The organism is Streptomyces zingiberis (assembly GCF_012034935.1).
Classification (GTDB): domain Bacteria; phylum Actinomycetota; class Actinomycetes; order Streptomycetales; family Streptomycetaceae; genus Streptomyces; species Streptomyces zingiberis.
In genome coordinates, this window is sequence record NZ_JAATEN010000005.1 from 47689 (window position 1) to 68825 (window position 21137).

Sequence of the window (21137 nt, forward strand, 5' to 3'; positions counted from 1 at the left end):
ATGAACAGGCGACTGCACACACTTGGTCTCTGCACGGCTGTCCTGCTCGGGCTCACCGCCTGTGCGGACCCCGCCGGTCCCGCCGGTCCGGCCGGGAGCCCGGAGAAGGGCTCCTCCGCCTCCGCCTATCCCAAGGCGCCGAAGGTGAGCGTCGATGAGGACATCGCGGCGATGCTGCCGGACGACGTCAGGTCCGGGAAGCGGATCAGCGTCGCCATGAACTCCGGGATACCCCCCATCAAGTTCCAGGATTCCTCGGGCCGGATCCGCGGATTCAACCCACAGCTCCTCGAAGCCGCCGGGGGCGTGCTGGGCCTCAAGGTCAACTACCAGGAAGTCCCCTTCGACTCCCTCGTACCGGGCCTCGAATCGGGCCGCTACGACCTGATCGCCTCCGTGGGCGACTTCGAGGAGCGCCGGGCCAGAACCGACTTCATCGACTACATGACCTACGGCAACGCCATCATGGTCGGCGCGGATTTCGAGCAGAGCAAGCTGACTCCGGACGATCTGTGCGGCTTGCAGGTCGCCTTCACCCGGGGCACGGCCCAGCAGGGCCTCGTCGAGAAGGCCGCCGGGAAGTGCGCGGCCGACGGCAAGGACGAACTCGTCAAGTCGCCGATGAAGGACGCCAATGCCGGTGTGCTGGCCGTGCAGAGCGGCCAGGCCGACGCCGTCTGGAGCGATTCGCCGGCGATGATCTACAACGCCACGATGAACCCCGATCTGTACAAGGTGGTGTACGAGCAGGAGGAGGGTCCGTACGGGATCGGCGTCCACAAGGACAACGGCGAACTCCGGGACGCGCTGCGCGCGGCTCTGCGGAAGCTGGCGAAGGACGGCGTGTACGACGAGCTGATCTCCGGCTGGGGTATCGAGAAGTCCGCGGCGCTGCCCGACTTCCCGATCAACACCGGGCCGTCGCAGGACTGAGGCGATCACCGCGATGACTACGGAAGCGAAGAGCGCTCACGTGAAATCCACCGCCGAACCCGCCGTGCCCGCCGGCCTGACGGCTCAGGCCGACATGGAGATCCGGTCACGCCGGAGCTGGAAATCATGGGTGAGCGCGGCCGTCGGACTCTATCTCGTCCTGAGTCTCTACGAGTTCACCATCATGAACGATCGCTGGCAGTGGGACGTCATCTGGTCCTATCTGTTCAGCCAGAGAATTGTCGCCGGGGTCGCCAACACGATTCTGCTGACGGTGATCGCGACCGTCGCCGGCCTGCTGCTCGGCGTCGTCACCGCCGCGTGCCGGCTGTCCGATTCACGCCTCCTCCGCGTCATCGCGTATGTCTACATCTGGTTCTCCCGGGCCACCCCGCTCCTCGTCGTCATCCTCTTCGTCTTCTTCCTGGCGGCGCTCACCCCGCGGCTGGGGATCGGCATCCCCTTCGGTCCCAGCTTCGTCTCCGCTCCCACGAACGATCTGATCTCGCGGTTCACCGCGGCCCTCGTCGGGCTCTCCCTCTACCTGGGCGGGAAGTCGGCCGAGATCTTCCGGGCCGGGATCACCTCGGTCAGCAAGGGGCAGTTCGAGGCGTGCCGGGCGCTCGGGCTGAGCCCCAGGGAGACCTATCAACGGGTGATCGGCCCCCAGGCCATCCGGGTGATCACTCCGCCGCTGTCCAACGAAGTGATCACGATGTTCAAGAACACGTCGCTGGTCAGCGTCATCGGATTCTCCGAACTCCTGACAACGGTGCAGTCCATCTACTCCCGCACCTTCGAGACCATTCCGCTGCTGACGGTCGCGGTCATCTGGTACCTCCTGCTGACCAGCGTCGCCATGTATCTGCAGGGGCTGCTGGAACGGCGTTTCGGCAGGGGCTTCGACCCCGCCGGCCGCCTCCGGCGCCGCCCGAGGAAGACCGTCCGTCCCGGAGGAGGGCCCGGAGATGTCCACTGAGAACTCGTTCCTGGAGCTCGTGAGGATCCGCAAGTCCTACGGTGACTTCGAAGCGCTCAAAGGGGTCAGCCTCTCGGTCGCCCGTGGCTCCGTGACCTGCGTCGTCGGGCCCTCCGGATCAGGCAAGAGCACGCTGCTGCGGACGGTCAACATGCTGGAGTCCATCGACTCCGGGGCCGTCTTCTTCAAGGGCGAGATGATCGGCCAGGTCGTCACGGGCGGGCGCCGCGTTCCGGTGCGGAAGCGGCAGGCGAGATCCCAGACGCTCAACTTCGGCATGGTCTTCCAGGGCTTCCATCTCTTCCCGAACCTCACGGCTCTGGACAACATCATGCTGGCCCCCGTCCGGGTGCTGGGGATCAGCCGGTCCGAGGCGCGCGCACGGGCGGAGAAACTCCTGGCCCGCGTCGGGCTGGCGGAGAAGGGCGAGAGCTACCCGAACCAGCTCTCCGGCGGACAGCAGCAGCGCGTGGCCATCGCGCGGGCGCTCGCGATGGGCCCGGAGGTCCTGCTGTTCGACGAGCCCACCAGCGCCCTGGACCCTGAACTGGTCGGTGAGGTCCTCGAAGTGATCCGCGAACTGGCCGTGGAGGGTTCCACCATGATCATCGTCACGCACGAGATGCACTTCGCCCGTGAGGTCGCGGACACCATCGTGATGATGGACGCCGGGGAGATCGTCGAGATGGGCGCCCCGGGCGAGGTCCTGGACCAGCCGCGTTCGGCGCGGGCCCGGAAGTTCTTCACCACGGTCTCGCGCGGCTGATCCGCTCCCGGCCGCGGCGGGCCGGGGCCGCGGCCGGGCGCTGCCGGTCCGCCGGGCCGCCGGGCCGCCGCCCGTCACCGCTCCCCGAAGGGGCCACGGTCCGCCACCGGCTCTCCCCGTCCGCTCTCCGCCACCCCCACCCGGCTCCCCGCCGGCCGCCACGTCTCCGTCCGTCCGTTCCGGTACCGCCCCCGGTCCCCCTGTTCCGGTCACGTCACGCCGGCGTCCCCCGCTCGCGGGCCGTGCCCCGCTTTACTGGCCTGGTCCCCGGAGATTCCCGCGGTCACCTGCGGTGGTGACGGCGGAGACCGGGCAGGCGCTGGGTACAGGGAGACGGACGAGGGAGGCATCAGGCGATGGCCGAGGCAGCGGAGGCGGCCGGGGCGGCGCGCGGCACGGGCGGCGGGCCCGGCGGTGCGGCACCGGAGTACCGCACCGAGCACGACTCCATGGGCGAGGTGAAGGTGCCCGCGCACGCCAAGTGGCGGGCGCAGACCCAGCGCGCGGTGGAGAACTTCCCCGTCTCGGGGCAGCGGCTGGAGCGGGCGCACATCGAGGCCCTCGCGCGGATCAAGGGGGCGGCGGCCACGGTCAACGCCGAACTGGGCGTGCTCGACCCGGACAAGGCCGGGGCGATCGCGGCGGCCGCGGAGGAGGTGGCGGAGGGGCGCTGGGACGACCACTTCCCCGTGGACGTCTTCCAGACCGGCTCGGGCACCTCGTCCAACATGAACGTCAACGAGGTGCTGGCGACGCTGGCGGGCGAGCGCCTCGGCAAGCCCGTGCACCCGAACGACGACGTCAACGCGAGCCAGTCCTCCAACGACGTCTTCCCCAGCTCCATCCACATCGCGGCCACGGCCGCCGTCACCGCGGACCTCGTCCCGGCGCTGGACCACCTGGCGTCCGCCCTGGAGGCCAAGTCGGCCGAGTTCGCCGAGGTGGTGAAGGCGGGCCGGACGCATCTGATGGACGCCACCCCCGTCACCCTCGGCCAGGAGTTCGGCGGGTACGCGGCGCAGATGCGGCTGGGGATCGAGCGGCTGGAGTCCGCGCTGCCCCGTCTGGCCGAACTGCCGCTCGGCGGTACGGCGGTGGGCACCGGCATCAACACCCCGCCGGGCTTCCCGGCCGCCGTGATCGCGGAACTGGCCCGCGTCACGGGGCTGCCGCTGACCGAGGCGCGCGACCACTTCGAGGCGCAGGGGGCCCGGGACGCCCTGGTGGAGACCTCGGGCCAGCTCCGCACCGTCGCCGTCGGCCTCACCAAGATCTGCAACGATCTGCGCTGGATGGCCTCCGGCCCGCGCACCGGGCTGGCCGAGATCAACCTGCCCGATCTGCAGCCGGGTTCGTCGATCATGCCGGGGAAGGTCAACCCGGTGGTCCCGGAGGCGGTGCTGATGGTGGCCGCGCAGGTCACGGGGAACGACACCACGGTGGCCGTGGCCGGCGCGGCCGGTTCCTTCGAACTGAACGTCATGCTCCCGGTGATCGGCAAGAATCTGCTGGAGTCGGTGCGGCTGCTGACGTCCGCCGCCCGGCTCCTCGCCGACCGCACGGTCACCGGGATCACGGCCAACGCCGAGCGGGCCCGCGAGTACGCCGAATCCTCCCCGTCCGTCGTCACACCGCTCAACCGCTACCTCGGCTACGAGGAGGCGGCCCGGGTCGCCAAGCGCTCCCTGGCCGAGCGGCGCACCATCCGGGAGACGGTCCTGGACGGCGGTTACGTGGAACGGGGGCTGCTGACGGTGGAACAATTGGACGAGGCCCTCGACGTCCTCCGGATGACCCGTCCCTGAGCGCCGGGGGCAGCGCGGCCGGCCGTGCCCGGGCGTTCCGGTCCGCGGCGGGCCGCCGGGCGGGGCGCCGGTGCGATGGGCACGATCCGCCGGTAGCACCCCCCAGGCGGGAAACGTAGGATCGCCTCCAGGCGTCCGGCCGGGCACAACTCCGCAGGTGCGGAGAAGACTTGACCGCGACTCGACAACCACCGAGGGGAAGGGCCCATGAGCGGAGGAGACGGCCTGCGGAACGCCCCGGCGGCCGACGGCTACGCGGGCTACGACCGCTCCGCCATCGACCGCTCCGGGCAGGCGGAGGCTTTCGACGCCATCGCCACCCGCTACACCGAGGCCTTCCCGCACCGCGAGGGGCAGCTCGCCGCCGGCGCCTGGCTGGCCGCCTCCCTGCCGCCCGGCTCCCGCGTGCTGGACGTGGGCTGCGGGACGGGGGTGCCGACCGCCGCGCAGCTGGCGGCGGCCGGGCACCACGTGGTGGGGATCGACCTCTCCGCCACCATGGTCGAACTCGCCCGGGAGAACGTGCCGCAGGGCGAGTTCCACCGGCGTGACGTGGCCGACCTCGGCCCGCGGGAGAGCGGTGCCCCCGAGGACCCGGCGGATCCCACGGGCCCCGGGAACCTCGAGGATCTCGGGGGCCTGGAGGATCTCAGGGGCCTCGGGGACCTCGCGGCCCTCGGAGACGTCGCGGCCCTCGGGGAGCCCGGGGAGCCCGGGGACCCCGACGCGTCCGCGGACCACCGCGACCTGGGCCTGTTCGACGGCGCGGCGGCGTTCTTCTCGCTGCTGATGCTGCCGCGCGCCGAGATCCCCCACGCCCTGCGCACGATCCACCACCTGCTGCGCCCCGGCGGGCTGCTGGCCCTGTCGATGGTCGAGGCGGACGTGGACGACGCGGTGATTCCGTTCCTGGGCCACCCGATCCGGGTATCGGGTTATCCACGGGACGAGTTGCGGCAGGTCGTGCGCGCGGCGGGTTTCGAGATCGCCGGGGAGGACTCGTACGCGTACGCGCCGGCCAGCACCGAAGTACCCCCCGAGATCCAGCTCTTCCTGCACTGCCGACGACGCGCCTGACCACTGGCGCGCCCGACGCGCAGCCCCGGACGGATGGAACCCCACGCGTGACGGAGTACCCGATCTCAGACGGCGGCCGGGAGGCCGCCGGCCCCGGGCATGCCCCGGCGGACACCGATGCCCCCGGGGAGGAACCCGCGGGCCGGCCCCGGCCGCGCGGCGGCGAACACGGCGAGCACCCCGAGCCGGGCCCACCCGGCGCGCCCGGCGCGCCCGGCGGAACCACAGCCCCGACGGCCCCCGCCCCACGCGAGGCCCCTGACGAGCCCGGGGACGGGCCGGACGGCGCCGGCCAGGGGAACGGCGGCCCCGGGGCCGAACGCGGACGCGGCCGGCGCCGCCGCGGCAAGCCGGAGGGCGCGCGGCCGGCCCGCCGCGGGCGCGGCCCGGAGGACCGGGAGCCCGCGGAGGCCACGGAGGCCGAGCGCCCCGGCCGTCCCCGCGGCGCCACCGTGGCCGTGGGTATGGCCGCGACCCGTAAGGGCGGCCTCCCCCAGGACTCCACGCCCGCGGACCGGGACGCGGCGGCCCGGCGGGGCGGATCGCGCGACCGGTCGCGCCGGCCGTCCGGGGCCGGGGGCGCGTCGCAGCCGCCCGCCCCGCGGACCGAGACCCACGAGCGCGCCGACCTGGCGGCCGACCCCGGCGCCGTGGCGGACGCGCTCTCCGCGGCGGAGGTCGCGGCCCGGCTGCGGCGGGACGGCGACCGGCTGCGCTTCGTGGGCGCGGCGACCCGCCGGATCGCCCGGGGCATCGACCTGGACGAGATCGTGCTGGGCCTGTGCCGGGCCACCGTGCCGACCTTCGCCGACGTCATCCACGTCTATCTGCGCGACCCGCTGCCGGTCGGGGACGAGCGTCCGGTCGAACCGTTCGTGCTGCGGCTGCGCCGGACCGACCGGCTCCCGCCCGGGCGCTCCACCGCGGGCACCGGCACGGCACCCGCCACGGAGTGGGGGCCGCAGCCGGCGCGCGCGGCGGACGCGGGGGAGACCGGGGCGGCCGTCGCTGATCCCCTGTCGGCCCCCGCCGTCCTCCCCGTGCCGGTCCCGGAGACCGCCCCCGGCAAGGAGGCCCGGGACCGGGCCGCCGGTGACGAGGGACACGACCCCGCGGGCCTCGTCCCGGGGCTGCCGACCGCGGCCAAGCTCTCCGAGGTGGCGGCCGGCGGCCCGCTGGCCGAGGTGTTGCGCGGGGTGCGCCCGGTGTTCGGCGACAGCGACGACGTCGCCCGGGACGCGATACCCGAGCTGCTGGGCCCGCGTTACCCCGTGCCCGGAGGCCGGCACGCCATGCTCGCCCCGTTGCGCGGCCGGCGCCGGGTGATCGGCGCGGCCGTGTTCCTGCGCACCACCGAGCGGCCCCCGTTCGAGGCCGACGACCTGCTGGTGGCCGCGCAGCTGGCCACCCACACCGCGCTCGGCGTGGACAAGGCCGTGCTCTACGGCCGCGAGGCGTACATCGCCGACGCCCTCCAGCGCGCCATGCTCCCCGACTCGCTGCCGCAGCCCACCGGGGTGCGGCTGGCCACCCGTTACCTCCCGGCCGCCGAGACGGCCCGGGTCGGCGGCGACTGGTACGACGCGATCCCGCTGCCCGGCAGCCGGGTCGCCCTGGTGGTCGGCGACGTCATGGGCCACTCCATGACCTCCGCCGCGATCATGGGCCAGCTGCGGACGACCGCGCAGACCCTCGCCCAGCTCGACCTCCCGCCGCAGGAGGTGCTGCACCACCTCGACGAGCAGGCGCAGCGGCTCGGCAGCGACCGCATGGCCACCTGCCTCTACGCGGTGTACGACCCGGTGGCGCACCGGATCGTGGTGGCCAACGCCGGCCATCCGCCGCCGGTGCTGCTCCATCTGGGCGGCCGTGCCGAGGTGCTGCGGGTGCCGCCGGGCGCGCCCATCGGCGTGGGCGGGGTGGACTTCGAGGCCGTGGAGCTGGACGCGCCCGCCGGCGCCACCCTGCTGCTCTACACCGACGGCCTGGTGGAGTCCCGGCTGCGTGACGTGTGGACGGGGGTGGAGCAGCTCCGCGAGAAGCTGGTGGCGACGGCGCGGCTGACCGGCCCGGACCACCCGCCGCCGCTGGAGCCCCTCTGCGACGAGGTGCTGGACATGCTCGGCCCGGGTGACCGGGACGACGACATCGCCCTGCTGGCGGCCCGGTTCGACGGCATACCGCCGAGCGACGTCGCGTACTGGTTCCTCGATCCGCACGACCGCGCCCCCGGCAAGGCCCGCCGGCTGGCCCGGCGCGCGCTGGAGCGCTGGGGGCTGGAGGACCTCTCGGACTCCGTGGAACTGCTGGTCAGCGAGATCGTGACGAACGCCGTCCGGTACGCCGAACGCCCCATCACGCTGCGGCTGCTCCGGACCGACGTGCTCCGCTGCGAGGTCGGCGACGACGTGCCGCAGCTCCCCAGGCTGCGCCAGGCCCGGCCGTCGGACGAGGGCGGCCGGGGGCTGTACCTGGTCAACAAGGTGGCGCGGCGGTGGGGCGCGACCCGGCTCTCCACGGGCAAGGTCGTCTGGTTCGAACTCTCCCTCGGCAACGGCGGCTGACACCGGGCGGGGGCCGCCGCCCGTGCGGCGGTGCCGGGGCCACCCGGGTGCCGTGGCGGGGCGCGGGCCCGGGCGGCCCGTCGTTCACGACTCGGTACGGCTCCGGGCTAGAAGCCGAAGCCGTCTCCCTGCCCCTGATCGCCGCGGCCGCCGCGGCCGGCGCCGTTGCCGTTCCCGTTGCCGCCGCCGTCGCCTTGGCCGCCGCCGCCCGGCAGGGGCAGGATCGAGGCCGGCTGCCCCGGTCCCTGCGGCGGCTCGGGGGCGGCGGGCGGTGGCTCGGGGGCACCGGGAGCGCCCTGCCCGCCGTCCTCCTCCGGTCCCCCGGGCCCCTCCTCGCCCGGTCCGGCCTCCCCCGGCCCGGCGTCACCCGGCCCGTTCTCCTCCGGTTCGCTCTCCTCGGGCACCGGGCTCGGCGACGGGGTCTCCGGGGGCGCCTCCATCACGTCGAGGTCGAAGGGGGCCGCGGCCCGGCCGCCGAGGGCGTCCTGGGTGTAGGCGGCCCAGATGCGCGCGGGGTAGCCGCCGCCGTTGACCCGCCCGCCGCCGGCCGCGCCGCTGAGGGAGACCTGCTTGCCGCCCTCACCCTCACCGAAGAGGGCGACGGTGGTGACCAGGTCGGGGGTGTAACCGGCGAACCAGGCCGACTTGTTGTCGTCGGACGTGCCCGTCTTCCCGGCGAAGTTGAGTGATTCGGAGCGGATGCCGCGCGCCGTGCCGTCGTTGACGACCCCGCGCAGCACGTCGGTGACGGTGTCCGCGGTCCGCCGGTCGATCATCTGCTCCCCGATCGGGTCGGGAAGGTCGACCTTGCGGTCACCGCGGGTCGCGGACTTCACCAGCCGCGGCTTGACCTTCTTGCCGTGGTTGTCGAGCGTGGCGTAGACGGCGGCCATGTCCAGCGGGCTGGCCCCCATGGCGCCCAGCGACATGGCGGGTTCGACGTCGAAGCCGCCCGCGTCACCCTGCATGCCGAGCTGGATCCCGGTCTGCTTGGTCCGCTCCAGACCGACGTCCACCGCCATCTGGGCGAAGACGGAGTTGACGGAGTTGTTCATCGCCTGCTGCACGGTGATCGGCCCGTAGTCGACCTCGTCCTCGTTCGGCGGGGAGAACGCCGTCCTGCTGCCCTCCACCGGGCGTCCGCTGGTGCCGTCGTAGACGGTGGCCGGGGTGATCTTCCGGCCGTCCTGGGTGGTGGCGCCGGTCTCGAAGGCCGCGGCGAGGACGACGGGCTTGAAGGTGGAGGCGGGCTGGTAGTCCTGGCGGGTGGCGTTGTTGATGAAGTGCTCGACGTAGTTGCGCCCGCCGTACATCGCGACCACGGCGCCGGTCTCCGGGTCCACCGAGACGGCGCCGGGCTGGACCCGTCCGTCCACCTCCCGGCTCTCCGGGTCCAGATCGCCCAGGAGGGTCTTCTCGACCGCCTCCTCCAGCTCCCGCTGTTTCGCCGGGTCGATGGTGAGTTCGATGTTCCAGCCGCGGGCGGCCAGTTCCTGTTCGTCGACGCCCGCCGCGATCAGCTCCGCCTTGGCGGCCTCGACGAAGTAACCGGCCTGGCCGCCGAGTCCGGGGTTGGGCTCGGGCTTGCCCGGTTCGGGGAAGACCATGTTCCGCCGCTCCAGGGGGTCCAGCCACTTCTGCTCGACCATGTTGTCGAGGACGAAGTTCCAGCGCGCGGTGACCAGCCGCCGGGAGCCGGGCGAGGCCACGGCCAGGTCGTACTGGCTGGGGGCCTGGAGCAGCGCGGCGAGATAGGCGCTCTGGGCGACGGAGAGCTTCTCGACGTCCGTGTCGTAGTACGCCTTGGCGGCGGCCTGGACGCCGTACGCGCCGCGGCCGAAGTAGCTGGTGTTCATGTAGCCGGCGAGGATCTCGTCCTTCGACTGCTGCTGGTCGACCTTGAGCGCGATGATCAGCTCCTTGGCCTTGCGGCTGACCGTCTGCTCCTGGCTGAGGAAGTAGTTCTTGACGTACTGCTGCGTGATGGTCGAGCCGCCCTGGCGCTGCCCCATCAGCGTGGAGAGCAGACCGCGGCCGAGCCCTTTCACGTCGATGCCGGGGTCCTGGTAGAAGGTCTTGTTCTCGGCCGCCACGAAGGCGTACTGGGTCCCCTTGGGCACCCGGTTGATCGGCACCAGCTCACGGTTGAAGTCGCCCTCGCGGGCCAGGAGCGAGCCGTCGGCGAAGGTGAAGGCGTTGCGCTGCGCGGTGGCCTCGGGGTTGCCGTCGGGGACGTCGACGACCAGGTACAGCGCGAAGAAGACGCCCAGACCGAGTCCGGCCAGCGCCACCGCGGTCCCCAGCACCCCCTTCCAGCCGAGGCGGAAGCGCCGCCGCCGTCCCCCGTACGGGAGCCGCTGTGCCTCCTGGGCCCACCGCAGGCGGGCTCGCCGCACATCCGCACGTCCCATGGTCCGAGCTCCGTCCGTCAGCCGCCGGGTACACCAAGCCACCCACTGATACGGACCGGACGGGCCGAATGTTCTCCGCACGGGCGGGCAATCGGCGCATGGGCCGGCTCCGCGCGCCCCCGTACGCCACCCGCGCTGTACGCCCTTGGCCCCGGCTGTTAAAGTGCTATCACTTTGCTAGACCGACCGCACCACCGACCGCACCACCGACCGCACCACCGACCGCACCGGAGCCGTCCCACGGCGCCGGGCGCACAGAAACGGGGACCCGCCATGCCGGACACCACACCGCCCAGCCAGGACCGCGAGCCGGAGGGACCCGCGGCTCCCGGCGGCCCCACCGCCGCGACCGCCCCCACCACCGCCACCACCGCCACCGCCACCGCCGACACCGCGCCCGAGATGCCGAAGCCGCAGGTCAGGGAGTTCGCCGCGAAGAACATCGGCGGCGGGCTGGCCCTGCTGCTCGGCCTGGTCGGGCTGCTCATCGGCACGGGCCTCGTCGTCCTCGGCGCCTCCGTCGCCCAGGACGGCCACACGGGCGGGGGCGTGGCGCTGATCATCGCCGGCGTGCTGCTCTTCGTCGGCTCGATCTTCGCGATGGCCGGGCTCAACATGGTCGCGCCCGGCGAGGCCCGCGTCGTGCAGTTCTTCGGCCGCTACACCGGCACCATCCGCACCGACGGTCTGCGCTGGGTCAACCCGCTCACCACGCGCAAGAAGGTCTCCACCCGGGTCCGCAACCACGAGACGGCCGTCCTCAAGGTCAACGACGCCTACGGCAACCCCGTGGAGCTGGCCGCCGTCGTCGTCTGGAAGGTCGAGGACACCGCGCAGGCGGTCTTCGAGGTGGACGACTTCCTCGAGTTCGTCTCCACGCAGACCGAGGCCGCCGTCCGCCACATCGCCATCGAGTACCCGTACGACGCCTACGACGAGGACGGCCTCTCGCTGCGGGGAAACGCCGAGGAGATCACCGAGAAGCTGGCGGTGGAGCTGTCCGCGCGGGTCCAGGCCGCCGGGGTGAAGATCATCGAATCCCGCTTCACCCACCTCGCGTATGCCCCGGAGATCGCCTCGGCGATGCTCCAGCGCCAGCAGGCGGGGGCCGTGGTGGCGGCGCGGCGGCAGATCGTGGACGGCGCGGTCGGCATGGTGGAGGCGGCCCTGACGCGGATCACCGAGGAGGGCATCGTGGAACTGGACGAGGAGCGCCGGGCGGCGATGGTCGGCAATCTGATGGTGGTGCTCTGCGGTGACCGCGCGCCGCAGCCCGTCCTCAACACCGGCGGCCTGTACCAGTGACCGCCGACCGGGACGGGGCGGGTGAGCGGGACGGAGCCGGTCCGGGCCCGGTCCCCGGGCCGGCCGGGGACGCGCCCCCCGGGCGGCCCGCGCCCCCGGCCGGCCCGGAGCGGCGGCGGGCCCGGCAGCAGCGCAAGCAGATGCTGCTCCGGCTCGACCCGGCCGTCCACGACGCCCTCGCCGCCTGGGCGGCGGCGGAGCTGCGTTCGACCAACGCGCAGGTGGAGTTCCTCCTGAGGCGGGCCCTCGCCCAGGCGGGGCGGCTGCCGGGGGCGGCCCGCCCCATCGCGAGGCGGGGGCGCCCACCGGGGCCCCGGGAGGGGCGCGAGTCCGTGGCGGACGAGGACCCGGACACCACCTGAGAACCCCGGCCAGGCCCCGGAGCGGCCCGCGCGCCAGGCCACCGGTCCGGACCGAGCCCGCTCCGGACCGGGCATCACCCCCGGCAGCGCGCCTCCCCTGCCGCTCCCTTTCGAGCCCCGGACCCCGTCCCACCTGCGCGGACGGGGTGGCCCCCGCCCGTTCCGGCGGATCTGTCCGTTCCGGATGCGAGGATGGCCGTATGGACATCCGGCACAGGAACAACGTGACGATCACGGGCCCGGCCGGCGCGCCGGCCGTGGTGCTCGCGCACGGGTTCGGCTGCGACCAGAACATGTGGCGCCTGGTGGCGCCGGTACTGGCGCGGCGGTACCGGGTGGTGCTGTTCGACTACGTCGGCTCCGGCCGGTCGGACCTCTCCGCCTGGAGCGCTGAGCGGTACTCCTCCCTGGAGGGCTACGCCCAGGACGTGGTGGAAGTCTGCGAGGAGCTGGAGCTCGACCGGGCCACCCTCGTGGGCCACTCGGTGAGCGCCATGACCGGTGCCCTGGCCGCGCGCCGGGCACCGGAGCGGATCGGGGCCCTGGTGATGGTGACCCCCTCCCCCCGCTACATCGACGACGACGGCTACCGCGGCGGCTTCTCCGCCGAGGACATCGACGAGCTGCTGGCCTCCCTGGACTCGAACTACCTCGGCTGGTCCGCCGCCATGGCCCCGGTGATCATGGGCAATCCGGACCGCCCGGAGCTGGGACGGGAACTGACCAACAGCTTCTGCGCCACCGACCCGGACATCGCCCGCGTCTTCGCCCGCGCCACCTTCCTCGGCGACAGCCGCGAGGACCTGCGGCACGTGACCGTGCCCACCCTGGTGCTGGAGTGCGACCAGGACGCCATCGCGCCCCGCGAGGTCGGCGCCTACGTCCACGCGGCGATCCCCTCCTCCCGGCTGGTCACGCTCGGCGCCACCGGCCACTGCCCGCAGCTCAGCGCGCCGGAGGCCACCACGGAAGCGATCCTCGGATTCCTGGGGAGCCGCAGATGATGTGCCGCACCGGCCAGGACCAGGGCCCGGAGCCGTCGGGCAAGGAGAACGAGCCCGCCGCCACCGACGCGGAGTTCTCCGCGCTGCTGGAGGACAGCGCCGAGGAACTGTACGAGTCGGCGCCCTGCGGCTATCTGTCCACCCTGATGGACGGCACCGTGGCGAAGATCAACAACACCCTGCTGGACTGGATCGGCCTGGAGCGGGAGGCCGTGGTCGGCCGGAAGCGCTTCGCCGATCTCCTCTCCGTCGGCGGCAAGCTCTACCACGAGACGCACTTCGCGCCCCTGCTCCGGATGCAGGGCGAACTCCGCGGGATAGCGCTGGAGCTGAGGACCCGGGGCGGCGGCCGGCTGCCGGTGCTGGTCTCCTCCGCCGTCAAGCAGAGCAGCGAGGGCGAGCCCCTGCTGATCCGCACCACGGTCTTCGACGCCTCGGACCGCCGCGCCTACGAGGCGGAACTCCTCCGCCGCCAGCAGGAGGCCGAGAAGGCCCGCGCGGAGGCCGAGGCCGCCCGCGCCGAGGCCGAGACGGCCCGCCTCCAGGCCGAGGCCGACCGGGCCCGGCTGGCCGACGCCTTCACCGTCCTTCAGAAGTCGCTGCTGCCCGACGCCCTGCCCGCGGTACCCGGCCTGGAGGCGGCCGCCTACTACCACACCGCCTCCCCCGACCGGCTGGGCGGCGACTTCTACGACCTCTTCCCCGTCGCCGGGGACCGGTGGGCGTTCTTCCTCGGCGACGTCTCCGGCAAGGGCCCGCAGGCGGCGGCCGTCACCTCGCTCACCCGCTACACCCTGCGCGCGGCGGCCCTCCACGACCCGGAGCCCGCCACCGCGCTGCGGACGCTGAACACCGTGCTCCACGAGCGGTACGCCGGGGGCGGCGACCCCCGCTACTGCACGGCGATCTTCGGCGTGCTGGGACCCGGCCCGGAGGGCGGCATCACCGTTCGCCTCGCCTCCGGCGGGCACACCCCGGCCCTGATCCTGCGCTCCGGGGGCCGGGCCGAGTACCTGCCCACCCCGGGCGGGCTGCTCGTCGGCATCCTGCCCACCGCGCCCTTCGTCACCGCCGAGACCGTCCTCGCCCCCGGGGACACGATGCTGCTCTACACCGACGGCCTCACCGAGGCCCGCACCGGGGACGCCCGCGACAGCCTCTACGGCGAGGACGCCCTGCTCGACTTCGCCGCCGAACACGCCCCCTCGTCCCCCCACACGACCGTCGCCGCGCTCACCACCCTCCTGGAAGGGCTCGGCGACGGCGTCAACGACGACACCGCCCTGCTGGCCCTCGGCGTTCCCGCCGACGATCCCGCGCACCGAACCCCGCCACCGGACGGCGCACCATGAGCCCTCTGAAGATCACCCGCCAGGACCGGGCAGCGGGCCCCGTCCTCCACGTGACCGGCGAACTCGACTACGACCAGGCCGCCGCCCTGCGCGAGGAGACCGAGCGCCTGCCGCTCCGGCCGGGCCAGTGCCTGGTCATCGACCTCGCCGGGCTGGAGTTCTGCGACTCCACCGGCATCACCGCCCTGCTCGCCGCCCGTCAGCACGCGCAGGCCGCCGGCGCCGAGGTCGCCCTGGCCGCCGTCCCTGCCAACACCCTGCGCATCCTGACCCTCGTCGGGCTCCACCAGGTGTTCACGCTGCTGCCCGACGCCGGGGCGGACACCGGCGCCGGCGGCGGGACGGGCGGGGACGCGGGGACGGCCTGAGTTCTCCCGCGGCAGACGGCGGCGGCCGGGCCCGGACGGCCCGGCGCCCTGCGCCCGGTCCCCGGCGGCAGCACGATCAGGCGCACGCGGATCGGGGGTACCGGCGGTATCGGCGGTGCGCCGAAGGGCTCGGCGGGCACGGCTGCCGGCGGACGCGGCGGTCAGCCGTTCCCTCCGGCCGCCGACGGCCGGCGGCTGACGCCCGGCCGACGGGCGACGGCTGACGGCTGGGCCCGCGCGCCTCCCGCGTATCGGCACCTCCCTCCCCCGGGCCGGCCCACCACACCGGAAAGCCCTCGCGCTCGAACACCGGGCCGGATAGCGTGCCCCCATGCCTCTCTTCCCGACCACTCCTCCGCCGCCCGCCCACTGACGGGCGGCCGGACCGGCCACCGCGGGCGCGGAAGCGCCGTGGTGGCCACGCGGGTTGCCCTCGGCCAGGTCATCGAGACGGCAATCGACCGAGGAGTTCTCGGATGCGTTTCCCCTCCGTCTCGCCCGTGGGGCGAGGCGTTCTCTGTGTCGCGGTGGCGGCCACGGCCTGGGGCACCGGTGGTGCCGTGGCCTCCGACCTCTACGCAACGGGCGGGCTGGGCCCCCTCTCCGTATCCTTCTGGCGCTTTCTGATCGGGCTGGTACTGCTCCTGGCCGTTCACGCGGCCCGCGGCGCGCTGCGCCCGGCAACACGCCACACCCCGCGCCCCGTTCACCCCCGGAACAGCCGGTGGCTGCTGATCACCGGAGCCGGGATGGCCGTCTACCAGACGGCGTACTTCGCGGCGGTCGGGGAGGCCGGGCTGACGGTGGCCACGGTGGTGACCCTCGGCGCGGGCCCCGTGCTGATCACGGTGGGCGGACGGTTCCTGCTGGACGAACGGGTCGGCGCCACCGGCGCGGTGGCCGTGGCCGCCGGCGCGCTCGGCCTCGTCCTGCTGACCGGCGGGGCCGACGAGGGCACGGGCCCGGACCCGGCATGGGGCATCGCCTACGCGCTGCTCTCGGCCACCGGATACGCGGCCGTGACCCTGCGCGGCCGCGCGGCGGGCCGCCGGAATCCCGCCGGCTCCTCCGGGACGGCGACGCCGCTGGGCCTCGCGATCGGCCTGGCCGCGGGAACCGTCTGCCTGGCGCCCGCGGCCGTGGCGGAGGGACTGCTGCCCACGGCGGGCGACCCGGCCCGGACCGTCCTGTCGCTGCTCTACCTCGGCGCGGTCCCCACCGCGCTGGCGTACACGCTCTTCTTCGCGGGCCTGCGCACGGTACGGGCGGCCACGGCCTCGGTGATCGCCCTCGTGGAACCGCTCACGGCGGCGGCCCTCGGTATCGCGCTGCTCGGCGAACGTCTGAACGCGGTGAGCGGGTGCGGCGCGGCCCTGCTGCTCCTCGCCGTCCTCGCCCTGACCTCCGGCGAACGGCGCCCCGGCGCCATCCCGGAGGACACGGGCGGGGCGGGCGCCGGCCGCGTGCCGCGCGAGCCCTCCCCGGGACCGGAGGAGAACATCTCCCCGCACCGATGAGTTTCCGCCCCCGCGGCCGTCCATCCCTACGAGAGCCGGGAGGGCCCGGCGGTACGGAACCGAGGAGACCACAGATGAGCAGTGAGCGGACCCCCGCGGACGACGGCCTCTCCTACACGCTGACCCGCGTGCTGGACGTCCCCGTGGCACAGGTGTGGCGGGCCTGGACGACGCCCGAGCAGTACGCGCGGTGGGCGTACGCCGTCCCGGGTTCCGTCGAGATGGACGTCCGGCCGGGCGGGGCGTGGAAGGCGACGATGGCCGCCCCCGACGGGCAGCAGTTCCCCCTGACCGGCTCCTACCTGGAGGCGGAGGAGAACCGGCGGCTGGTGATCGGCATGGACGTCCCCGGCCGGCCGGAACCGTCCACCATGGCCCTGGAACTCGCGGAACTCGGCGCCCCCGACGGCGACCGCACCCAGGTCGTGCTCAGCCAGACCTGTGACACCGTGGCGGAGCGCCAGGCGGCGGAGGAGGGCAGCACCATGCTCCTCGACAGCCTGACCACCCATCTGACGGGACAGCCGGCCGGCTGAGCCCCGATGAGGATGCCCGGCTGAACCGTGCACCGAGCGTCAAGAAGTGGCGACACATCGCCAAAGACATTCCCCCGGCCGACCGGCAGACTACCGGCACCGGGGGAGTTTCTTTGAAGTGGAGAACCGGAGAACGCGACTTCCGATCTTCACGACTTGCGAGCGATCGAACAACGAGCCCCGTGCCCCTTCACGCACGAACAGGGCACGGCGGACGCATCTCGGACGGACCGCACATGGAATTTCCCCATTCTCGACGGAGGGAGTACACGTGCTGCGCACCATGAAAGCGATAGTCGCCGCGTTGTCCATCACCGCCGGTTTTCTGATCCTGGGACCGGCACCGCAGGCACACGCGGGCGGGTACGGGTGCAGCGGATCACTCGTGGGCAGTTGGCCCGTCCCCATGAAGGACGTCCTGACCGGCGGCACGTACTACCGGAGCGACGTGAAGCTCTACTACGACGCGAGCACCGGCTGGAACTGCGCCGCCCTCGTCAAGCGCGAGGGACCGCGGTACGGCGAGATCACTCCCATGAGCATCTTCCTGTTCAACGGGCGCTGCGCCGAGGACAACAAGAAGAACAACTGCGACGACGACACCGGCCATTACAAGTACTACGCCGGACCCGTCAAGGTGTACGGCAAGGGAATGTGCATCGGATTCGTCGCCCGCGCCTCGGACGGCCGCACCTCGCAGGACTGGAAAGGAGACTACAACGGCTACCTTTTCATCAGCGGAGTGGCCTGCCGGTAGGTGCACCGGCCACCGCTTTCCGTGCAGCGGGTAAATGCGGGATGTCCACGTTCCCAGCCGAATTCCGGCGTGGGCTCGCAAACGGCCACGAACCATGAAGCCCAACGCCCCGGGGCTGGGGACGTACCCCCGGCCCCGGTCTCGGAGACCCGCGCCCCACCCACGACGGCCCGCTTCCCGGGCCTCCTCCACCCTCTGCCGCCGACCGGCACCTGGTCCCGGAGAAGGAGGCGCTCAGCTTCCCTCCCGGCTCTCGCCGTGCACGGCGGACGAGTGCCGTCCTGCGTTTCGGGGAGGGCCGGTCCGAGAAAGGCCGGCGCCATCGCCCGCATCAGCGTCGTCCCCCCCGGAGCCGTTTGCCCCGGCGAGGACCGACCAGCCGGCGGCTCCGTGGTCAGCGGTCCGCGTCTTCGCACCCGCTGTTCCCGCCGTGAGATCCGGGTCGGGGTCCTGGACCCGGCGCCTCCCCGTCCTCCGTGACGGTGACGAGGTCATCCGGGTCCAGCAACAGGGGACCGTGGATGGTCGCTCCGGCAGTGGCGTCAGCGGAGTCGGCAGGAGCCACGGCCGGATCCCCCGGGCCGGGCGGGGGCGGTTCGGCCTCCCGCCCCTTCCTTCCCGTGACCACCAGGGCGGCGAGTTCCCGCACCACGTCAGGCCGGGCGCGGCCGAGTTCGACCAGGGGACGGCCGGTGACGACCGGCCACTGGTCCACACCGAGCGAAGGCAGAGTCAGCCCGGCCGACTTCAGCGCCACCGCGAGCGCCCGCGCCGCGTCCTCCGCCTCCTCCCAGGGGTCCGCGCGCCACGGCGCCACGGTGATGGCCTCGCCTTCGGGGTGCCGGGGAGTGGTTCCCATCTCGTCCCACCTGTCCATGAGTTCTGGCCAGGCCCACCAGTTCGGGTGAGCCCGTCACGTTCCGTGGCTCCATGGTGGCGGTGTGCGGCTAGCGTTCCCAGCGTCGAACCCTGACGGCCCGTGCCGTCACAACGTCACGCCCCGGCGCAGCGAGTGGAGGAACCGGCCCATGTCGGCAGCGGATGAACTCGACCCCACGGCTTCTGTCCTGGCCTTCTTCGCCTCGGAGTTGCGCCGCGTCCGGCGGGAGGCAGGCGTGTCCCAAACGGACCTGGCCAGGACGGCCTACGTCACGCCCTCCCTGCTCAGCAAGATCGAGGCGGCCTCCCGGGTACCGTCCCAGGACCTCGCGGAGGAACTGGACCGTTCCCTGGGCGCGGACGGCCACTTCACCCGCCTGTGGCCGCTGGTGATCAAGCACGCGTATCCGCCCTGGTTCCGGCCCTACGTGGAATTGGAGCGAAACGCGACGGTCATCCGCACCTTCCAGGTCCAGTTCGTACACGGTCTGCTGCAGACCGAGGATTATGCGCGAGCCGTACTCTCCGCAGGTCGACCCGACGCCGTGGAAGACTTGCTCACCGCTCGACTCGAACGGCAGCGCCTCCTGGACCAGGACCTGCCGCCCAGGTTGTGGCTCGTCATGGACGAAACCGTGCTACGCCGTGTGATCGGCGGGCCGAGCGTCATGCATGCCCAACTCGCCAAGCTGGTGCGGGCGGCTGCGAACCCACGGAACGTGATTCAAGTCGTCCCGTACTCCGCAGGCGCCCACGCCGGCTTCGGGCCGTTCACCTTGCTCTCCTTCGCGGAGGGTGCTGACGTGGTACACGAGGACGGCTTCTCACGCGGTCAACTTCTGGCTGATCCGGAAGATGTCCAAGCGGCCGTGCGCTCCTATGATCTGCTCAGGGCCGTAGCACTGTCGCCCGACGCGTCCATCGAGATGATCATTGCCGCGATGAAGGAACTGAGCCCATGACGTGCAATGCGAGCGAGTTGACCGGTGCAGTCTGGCGCAGAAGCACCTACAGCAGCGGCAACGGCGGAGAGTGCGTCGAGGTCGCCCAAGGCAATACCGAGGTCGTCCCCGTTCGTGACAGCAAGAATCCGCACGCCCCCGCCCTGACCTTCCGGAGCGGCGCCTGGGCCATGTTCGTCACCGGCGTCAAAGCCGGCGGGCTCGACGCGAGGGGCAGCGAAACATGATCCGGTCTCCCGATCGCGCCACGGGCTCCGGTTGGCGTAAGAGCAGCTACAGCAGGGGCAACGGGGGCGCCTGCGTCGTTGTCGCCGCCGGTCTCCCCGGTGCCGTCCCCGTACGCGACTCCAAGAATCCGGAGGGGCCCCACCTCGTCTTCCCGGGCTCCGCCTGGTCCACCTTCATCAGCGGCGTCAAGACCGGCCGACCGAGTCTGTAACACGGCCGCCCAGAAGCGTCTTCATGCTTGACGGGCGCGTCACAGAACCGCGCGCCGGTGGGGCACGCATGCAGAGCGCGGGGAACAGCGCACGAGCCGCCAATGCTCCCCATTTCCACCGAATCGGGATGCTGAAGACTGTGGTCGGATAGTGCGCATGACGTCGCGCGTGCTCTACCTCTTCGGTTCCGCCGCCCCTCCTGTCCATGACTTCCCCGCCGTTGTCGAAGCCGCTCAGGGCCGGGGATTCACCGTGTGCGTCGGCCTCACACCGACCGCCGCCGAATGGCTGTCTCCACAGCTCGCGGAGGTGGAACAGCGGACGGGACACCCCGTCCGCTCTCGGTACAAGAAACCAGGGGCCGCCGATGCGTGGCCCACCGCTGACGTGATCGCCTTCGCCCCGGTCACAGCCAACAGCCTCAACTCCTGGGCCCTCTGCCTCACCCACAACTTCGCCGTCGGAGTCGTCGCCGAGGGTATCGGCAAGGAAATTCCGATGGTGGCGATGCCGTGTGTGAACGCCGCCTACGCCGCGCATCCACAGGTGCCCCGCAGCATCGAGACGCTGCGGGGTGCGGGCGTGCGGGTGCTGTACGGAGACGGCGGATTCGTACCGAACGCCCCCGGTCAGGGCCGCCCGGCCGAGTATCCGTGGACACTGGTCCTGGACGCCGCCGAACAAGCCTCACGGCCGGGATATGAGTCCGCACCAGGAAACCGCTGAAGACCTTGCCTCCGGGGTTCAGCCGGGCCACGAAGCAGCCACCCTCAGACGAACGCCCTTGGGTACCGCTGCCGGCACCCTCGTCATTTGATGGAGGTACCGCCCGTCCAGGGCTCAGCCCTCCGCCCGTGGGGGCTCCTGTTCGCGTAGCCGGTGGGCGTCGTCCGCGTCGCCGGTGCGGGCCTCGGTGCGATGGCCGCGGGCGAGGTAGTCGCGGACGATCAGCTCCACGGCGTCCTGCGGATTCCTCGTGCCCGACAGCAGCATCACCTCGATCACGAGGTCCGCGTCGAGCGACACCGTCACCTTCGCCATGACTGGCGACCCCCTTCCGGCCATTCGGCTCGCAGCACCAGGATGCCCCGCTCCGGGCAGCCCGGCCAGGGAGAAAGTC

General features: G+C 72.7%; 21 protein-coding genes. 18 read left to right on the plus strand and 3 right to left on the minus strand.

Annotation, left to right across the window (positions count from 1 at the left end):
- The 6 genes from HCK00_RS08010 (at nt 1) to HCK00_RS08035 (ending at nt 8124) form a co-directional block, all read left to right on the plus strand.
- Nucleotides 1-933, plus strand: coding sequence for an ABC transporter substrate-binding protein (locus tag HCK00_RS08010; RefSeq protein WP_168101104.1), 933 nt, complete (start codon nt 1-3; stop codon nt 931-933).
- 40 nt (nt 934-973) lie between these two features.
- Entirely contained in the window at nt 974-1912 is a 939-nt protein-coding gene (locus tag HCK00_RS08015) for an amino acid ABC transporter permease (protein ID WP_206320069.1), read from the plus strand.
- Entirely contained in the window at nt 1902-2678 is a 777-nt protein-coding gene (locus HCK00_RS08020) for an amino acid ABC transporter ATP-binding protein (RefSeq protein ID WP_168101106.1), read from the plus strand. The genes HCK00_RS08015 and HCK00_RS08020 overlap by 11 nt, the downstream gene beginning before the upstream one ends.
- A gap of 449 nt (nt 2679-3127) precedes the next feature.
- Complete coding sequence (locus HCK00_RS08025; protein ID WP_240965400.1) at nt 3128-4483, plus strand: class II fumarate hydratase; 1356 nt, start codon at nt 3128-3130, stop codon at nt 4481-4483.
- Nucleotides 4484-4690: 207 nt separating this feature from the next.
- The gene (locus tag HCK00_RS08030) at nt 4691-5560 is read left to right on the plus strand and encodes a class I SAM-dependent DNA methyltransferase (RefSeq protein ID WP_168101108.1); all 870 of its coding nucleotides are present in this window, start codon (nt 4691-4693) and stop codon (nt 5558-5560) included.
- A 47-nt stretch (nt 5561-5607) separates the two neighbouring features.
- Nucleotides 5608-8124 carry a SpoIIE family protein phosphatase gene (locus HCK00_RS08035; RefSeq protein WP_168101109.1) on the plus strand — a complete coding sequence of 839 codons (2517 nt, stop codon included), beginning with the start codon at nt 5608-5610 and terminating at the stop codon, nt 8122-8124.
- Nucleotides 8125-8231: 107 nt separating this feature from the next.
- Here HCK00_RS08035 and HCK00_RS08040 read toward each other — a convergent pair whose 3' ends face one another.
- On the minus strand, nt 8232-10535 hold the full coding sequence (locus HCK00_RS08040) for a transglycosylase domain-containing protein (RefSeq protein WP_168101110.1): 2304 nt from the start codon (nt 10533-10535) through the stop codon (nt 8232-8234).
- A 402-nt stretch (nt 10536-10937) separates the two neighbouring features.
- Here HCK00_RS08040 and HCK00_RS08045 point away from each other — a divergent pair, with 402 nt between their 5' ends.
- The 8 genes from HCK00_RS08045 (at nt 10938) to HCK00_RS08080 (ending at nt 17736) form a co-directional block, all read left to right on the plus strand.
- Entirely contained in the window at nt 10938-11840 is a 903-nt protein-coding gene (locus HCK00_RS08045) for an SPFH domain-containing protein (protein WP_168101340.1), read from the plus strand.
- A complete protein-coding gene (locus tag HCK00_RS28415) occupies nt 11837-12202 on the plus strand; it encodes a type II toxin-antitoxin system antitoxin (protein ID WP_168101111.1) in 366 nt (121 codons plus the stop codon). Before HCK00_RS08045 ends, HCK00_RS28415 begins: the two co-directional genes overlap by 4 nt.
- A gap of 200 nt (nt 12203-12402) precedes the next feature.
- Nucleotides 12403-13206, plus strand: a complete 804-nt coding sequence (locus tag HCK00_RS08055; protein ID WP_168101112.1) for an alpha/beta fold hydrolase — start codon at nt 12403-12405, stop codon at nt 13204-13206.
- Nucleotides 13203-14558: a PP2C family protein-serine/threonine phosphatase gene (locus HCK00_RS08060; protein ID WP_168101113.1), complete on the plus strand. Its 1356-nt coding sequence runs from the start codon at nt 13203-13205 to the stop codon at nt 14556-14558. The genes HCK00_RS08055 and HCK00_RS08060 overlap by 4 nt, the downstream gene beginning before the upstream one ends.
- On the plus strand, nt 14555-14926 hold the full coding sequence (locus tag HCK00_RS08065; protein WP_168101114.1) for an STAS domain-containing protein: 372 nt from the start codon (nt 14555-14557) through the stop codon (nt 14924-14926). Before HCK00_RS08060 ends, HCK00_RS08065 begins: the two co-directional genes overlap by 4 nt.
- A gap of 476 nt (nt 14927-15402) precedes the next feature.
- Entirely contained in the window at nt 15403-16443 is a 1041-nt protein-coding gene (locus HCK00_RS08070) for a DMT family transporter (protein WP_168101115.1), read from the plus strand.
- A 74-nt stretch (nt 16444-16517) separates the two neighbouring features.
- A complete protein-coding gene (locus tag HCK00_RS08075; protein WP_168101116.1) occupies nt 16518-16979 on the plus strand; it encodes an SRPBCC family protein in 462 nt (153 codons plus the stop codon).
- Between the two features lie 283 nt (nt 16980-17262).
- Nucleotides 17263-17736: a hypothetical protein gene (locus tag HCK00_RS08080; protein ID WP_168101117.1), complete on the plus strand. Its 474-nt coding sequence runs from the start codon at nt 17263-17265 to the stop codon at nt 17734-17736.
- A gap of 394 nt (nt 17737-18130) precedes the next feature.
- On the opposite strand, the gene HCK00_RS26870 is transcribed toward HCK00_RS08080, so the two are convergent.
- Nucleotides 18131-18595 carry a hypothetical protein gene (locus tag HCK00_RS26870; RefSeq protein ID WP_206320136.1) on the minus strand — a complete coding sequence of 155 codons (465 nt, stop codon included), beginning with the start codon at nt 18593-18595 and terminating at the stop codon, nt 18131-18133.
- 169 nt (nt 18596-18764) lie between these two features.
- Here HCK00_RS26870 and HCK00_RS08090 point away from each other — a divergent pair, with 169 nt between their 5' ends.
- The 4 genes from HCK00_RS08090 to HCK00_RS08105 all read left to right on the plus strand — a co-directional run bounded on the left by HCK00_RS08090 (nt 18765) and on the right by HCK00_RS08105 (nt 20743).
- Nucleotides 18765-19577: a helix-turn-helix domain-containing protein gene (locus tag HCK00_RS08090; protein ID WP_168101118.1), complete on the plus strand. Its 813-nt coding sequence runs from the start codon at nt 18765-18767 to the stop codon at nt 19575-19577.
- Nucleotides 19574-19804 (plus strand): DUF397 domain-containing protein, encoded by a 231-nt coding sequence (locus HCK00_RS08095; RefSeq protein ID WP_168101119.1) that lies wholly within the window; start codon nt 19574-19576, stop codon nt 19802-19804. Before HCK00_RS08090 ends, HCK00_RS08095 begins: the two co-directional genes overlap by 4 nt.
- Nucleotides 19801-20016, plus strand: coding sequence for a DUF397 domain-containing protein (locus HCK00_RS08100; RefSeq protein ID WP_168101120.1), 216 nt, complete (start codon nt 19801-19803; stop codon nt 20014-20016). The genes HCK00_RS08095 and HCK00_RS08100 overlap by 4 nt, the downstream gene beginning before the upstream one ends.
- Nucleotides 20017-20173: 157 nt before the next feature.
- Entirely contained in the window at nt 20174-20743 is a 570-nt protein-coding gene (locus HCK00_RS08105) for a flavoprotein (protein ID WP_168101121.1), read from the plus strand.
- Nucleotides 20744-20857: 114 nt separating this feature from the next.
- Here the strand turns inward: HCK00_RS08105 and HCK00_RS08110 are convergent, their stop codons facing one another.
- A complete protein-coding gene (locus HCK00_RS08110) occupies nt 20858-21058 on the minus strand; it encodes a hypothetical protein (RefSeq protein ID WP_168101122.1) in 201 nt (66 codons plus the stop codon).
- Nucleotides 21059-21137: the final 79 nt, after the last annotated feature.